Genomic DNA, 3,681 nt, shown 5'->3' with positions numbered 1-3,681 from the left:
GGCGGCGTCGCGCCGCATGGCGCTGCCCGTCGGCAGTAGCCCTGCGACGGTCAGGCTCACCCCGTTGACGCGGCTGCGCACACAGTCACCACCGACCAGAACGGCGCCAATCCGGCCACACCCGGCTCTCACCCCCCGGCCGAGCGCGGTCAGGGCAGCGGCGTCGGCGGCCATCAGCGCCGACCAGCACCAGCGGGCACTCGCCCCCATCGCCGCCAGATCGGAGAAGGCCGCCTGCACCGCCCGTTCCGCCGCCTGCTCCAGATCGAACCCCCGCGGCCAATGGCTGCCGGCCAGCGCCGCATCACAGCTCACCGCCAGCGCCATGCCCTCCGGCAGGGTATGGACCGAGGCGTCGTCGCCGTTGGCCACCTCCACCCCCTCATCGTGTGCGCGTCGTCGCAGGAACAGGCGCCGGATCAGGGCGCGCTCGTTCGACCCCGCCGCCTTCACCGTCCGCCCAGCAGGCGGGCGGCGAGGATCCCCGCCTCGTAGAGCAGCAGCATGGGCAGCGCCAGCAGCGTCTGCGAGATGATGTCCGGCGGGGTGAGGATGGCGGCGATGATGAAGGCCCAAACCACCACATGGCGCCGCTTGCCGGTCAGTGCGGCAAGCTCCACCAGCTCCAGCCGTACCAATAGCAGCACCAGCAGCGGGATCTGGAAGACCAGCCCGAAGGCGAAGAGCAGCTTGAGCACCAGCGTCAGATACTCCTTGACCGCCGGCAGCGCCTGGATGCCGTCGGTGGCCAGCCCGAAGAAGAAGTGGAAGATCAACGGGAAGACGACGAAGAAGGCGAAGGCGGCGCCGGCGGTCAGCAGCAGGAGGCTGGCGCCGAGGAGGGTGAGGAAGAGGCGCCGTTCGTGGCGGTAGAGGCCGGGGGCGACGAAGGCCCAGAAGTGGTAGAAGGTGAGCGGCGCGGTGAGGAAGATGGCGAGTACCAGCGCGATCTTCAGGTAGGTGAAGAAGAGATCCGGCGCGCCCAGGAAGACCAGCGGCGTCCCCGGGGGCAGGGCGGCGCGGATCGGCCGGGCGATGAACTGGAAGGCGGCGTCGGAGAAGTGCATCACCACCACCACGCCGGCCAGGTAGATCACCCCGATCCAGATCAGCCGACGGCGCAGCTCGCGCAGGTGGGGCATCAGCCCCGGGATCAGCGCCTCGTCCGCTCCGGAGTCTCCGATCTCGCCGTCGGAACCGGCGGCCATCAGCGCCGGGGATGGGCCGGCGGGTTCGGCGGATCGGCGGAGGGCTCCCGCAGCGGAGCGACCGCCTCTTCCACCGCCTTCCTGCCCTCCTCGACCGGTTCAGCGATCAGCATGCGCTCGATCTCGATCTGTTCCTTCATCTGGAAGAACCAGCGGCGGACGGTGCGCACCATCGACACGATCTGCCGGAAGAACTCCGGGATCCGTTCCGGGCCCAGCACGACGAAGCCGACCAGCCCGATGAGCAGCAGCTCGAAGATGCCGATCTCCGGCATGGCGGGGAATCAGGCGGTCTTGCCCGCCTGGTCCTGCCCGTGTTCGTTCTGCCCCTTCTCCTCCGGCTGGTCGAGCTCGGCCATGCCGCTGCGGAAGCTGCGGATCCCCTTGGCCAGCCCGGCGCCGATCTCCGGCAGCTTCTTGGCGCCGAACAGCACCAGGACGATGACCAGAATCAGGATCAGTTCGGTGGTACCCAAGCCCATGATGCACCTCGCCGGAATGGAATGGAGTGATGATCGCTTCGTGGCCAGGCGACGTGCGCGGCCCAGGCGACCGCGGCGCATGGTAACAGGGGTGCCGGATGGAGGCCAATGCCGCAGGCAGGGGGCGTTGTCGCGTTCTTCGCCCGGGGGTACGGTTGCCTCCATGGCTCCGATCGACCTGTGCTGTGTCGACCGGCTCGACCGGGCGGTCGGCTACGGCGAGTCCTGCTTCGAGACCTTCGTGGTGGAGGAGGGCGTGCCGCGGGCGTGGTCGGCCCACTTCGCCCGGTTGCGGCGCGGCTGCGATCGGTTGGGCATCGTGCTGGATGACCGCGACGAAACACGGCTGCGCGACGCCATCGCCGGGTTGCCGGCGGGGGAGCGGGTGGCGCGGTTGACCGTCTCCCCCGGCGAGGCGGCGATGGGGCTGGCCACAGCCGGCGACGGGCCGCGCGCCTGGCTGCAGTCGACGCCACGGGTTCCCCGTCCGCCGGCGCGGCTTCGGTCGATGCCCCACCCGCGCGGCGATGCCCCGGTCGTGGCCAAGTTCGGCTGTGATTACGGTCTGATGTTGCGTAGTGGCGGGCGAGGGATTCTGGCGCGCGGCGAGTTGCCGCTGCTCTGGCATGGCGAACGGCTCTGTGGTGCGGCCATCGCCAACGTCGCGCTCTGGTGCGACGGCGTGTGGTGGACGCCTGCCGTCGGCGACGGCGGCGTGCTGCCCGGCATCACCCGCCAGCGGCTGATCGATGCCGGCCTGCTGCGGGAGGGACGGTGCGACCGGGCGCTCGTCGCCCGCGCCGAGGCGGTCGTTCTGCTCAACAGCGTGCTGCCGGTGCAACCGCCGGCTGCGATCGACGGCCGTTCCTGCCGCGATCACCCGGCCGTCGACCGGCTGCGCGCGGCGCTGGAGCCGTGATCTCCCGGGATCTTGCCTCCACGGACGGACTTTTTGCGATTCGATCACGGATGAAGCGGCGCGCACTGGCCGGTATGGTCCTGCTTCTGCTGTCGATCGCTGTCGGCTGCTGGTGGTGGCTGGTACATTGGCTCGATACACCGCGCCGGCTGGCCGTGGAACGGTTCACCGTACCGCCGGGAATGAGCGAGCGGGGCGTGGCGGCGGCGCTGGCCCGCGCCGGGGTGATCGACCATCCGCTGGCGCTGCGCCTCTACCTGCGGCTCCACGGTGGGGGGCGGGCACTGCAGGCGGGCAGCTACCGCTTCGTCGGCGCCCTCTCCCCCCGCATGGTGGTCGAACGGCTGCGGCGGGGCGCGGTGCTCCGGCTGCAGGTGACCGTCCCCGAAGGGTTGCGCAGCGCGCAGATCATCGCCCTGCTCGCCCGCCGCACCGGCGTGGAGGAGGCGCGTTGGCGGCAGGCGTGGCGGCGGCTCGGCCTTGGCGAGGGGGAGCTGTTGCCGGAGAGCTGGCGCTACACCCTGCCGCTCGACCCCTACGCGCTGCTCGCCCGGATGCGCGCGGCGCAACGGCGGCTGCTCGCCCGGCTCGATCCCGATCGCCGCCACTGGCCGCGGTTGCGCATCATCGCCTCGATCATCGAGAAGGAGACCGCCCGGGAGCGCGAGCGTCCGCTGATCAGCGCGGTGATCCATAACCGGCTTGCGCGGGGGATGCCGCTGCAGATGGATCCGACGGTGATCTATGGCATCTACCGGCGCGACGGCCGCTTCTCCGGCGATCTGACCCGGCGCGACCTGCGGCGCGACACCCCGTGGAACAGCTACCTCCACAAGGGGCTGCCGCCGACGCCGATCTGCCATCCTGGGCGGGCCAGCCTGATCGCCGCCGCCCGTCCGGCGAAGAGCGACGCGCTCTACTTCGTCGCCGACGGCCGTGGCGGCCACCGTTTCGCCGCCACCCTGGCCGGGCATCGGCGCAACGTGGCGCGCTATCTCGCCACGCTGGCCGCCGCCCGCCGTAGGGGCGGTGGCGGCGGAGGGGCCCTGGAAGGGGGGGAGCGGTAAGGGGG

6 protein-coding genes are annotated in these 3,681 nt (G+C 71.2%); 2 read left to right on the top strand and 4 right to left on the bottom strand.

The genetic code is table 11. From position 1 onward, the window contains the following. The 4 genes from D6682_08545 to tatA all read right to left on the bottom strand — a co-directional run. Positions 1-453: thiamine-phosphate kinase (locus tag D6682_08545; GenBank protein ID RMH49800.1), on the bottom strand; the 453-nt coding region annotated here is incomplete at its 3' end. Then, positions 450-1,208, bottom strand: a complete 759-nt coding sequence (gene tatC / locus D6682_08540) for a twin-arginine translocase subunit TatC (GenBank protein RMH49799.1) — start codon at positions 1,206-1,208, stop codon at positions 450-452. The genes D6682_08545 and tatC, both read right to left, overlap by 4 nt. Next, the gene (locus D6682_08535; protein RMH49798.1) at positions 1,208-1,483 is read right to left on the bottom strand and encodes a twin-arginine translocase TatA/TatE family subunit; all 276 of its coding nucleotides are present in this window, start codon (positions 1,481-1,483) and stop codon (positions 1,208-1,210) included. Before D6682_08535 ends, tatC begins: the two co-directional genes overlap by 1 nt. A gap of 9 nt (positions 1,484-1,492) precedes the next feature. Next, complete coding sequence (gene tatA / locus D6682_08530) at positions 1,493-1,693, bottom strand: twin-arginine translocase TatA/TatE family subunit (GenBank protein ID RMH49801.1); 201 nt, start codon at positions 1,691-1,693, stop codon at positions 1,493-1,495. Between tatA and D6682_08525 the strand changes: the two genes are divergently transcribed. Both D6682_08525 and mltG read left to right on the top strand, forming a co-directional pair. Next, positions 1,566-2,609: a hypothetical protein gene (locus tag D6682_08525; protein RMH49797.1), complete on the top strand. Its 1,044-nt coding sequence runs from the start codon at positions 1,566-1,568 to the stop codon at positions 2,607-2,609. The genes tatA and D6682_08525 overlap by 128 nt on opposite strands. A 50-nt stretch (positions 2,610-2,659) precedes the next feature. Continuing rightward, positions 2,660-3,676, top strand: a complete 1,017-nt coding sequence (gene mltG / locus D6682_08520; protein ID RMH49796.1) for an endolytic transglycosylase MltG — start codon at positions 2,660-2,662, stop codon at positions 3,674-3,676. The last annotated feature ends 5 nt before the right edge of the window (positions 3,677-3,681 follow it).

This window comes from Zetaproteobacteria bacterium (assembly GCA_003696765.1).
Taxonomy (GTDB): domain Bacteria; phylum Pseudomonadota; class Zetaproteobacteria; order Mariprofundales; family J009; genus RFFX01.
This window is presented reverse-complemented; position numbering and strand designations above follow the sequence as displayed.

Coding starts and splice junctions, on each gene's coding strand:
- mltG (RMH49796.1), top strand. CDS start 2,660: ATGAAGCGGCGCGCACTGGCCGGTATGGTCCTGCTTCTGCTGTCGATC.
- D6682_08535 (RMH49798.1), bottom strand. CDS start 1,483: ATGCCGGAGATCGGCATCTTCGAGCTGCTGCTCATCGGGCTGGTCGGC.
- D6682_08525 (RMH49797.1), top strand. CDS start 1,566: ATGCCGCTGCGGAAGCTGCGGATCCCCTTGGCCAGCCCGGCGCCGATC.
- tatC (RMH49799.1), bottom strand. CDS start 1,208: ATGGCCGCCGGTTCCGACGGCGAGATCGGAGACTCCGGAGCGGACGAG.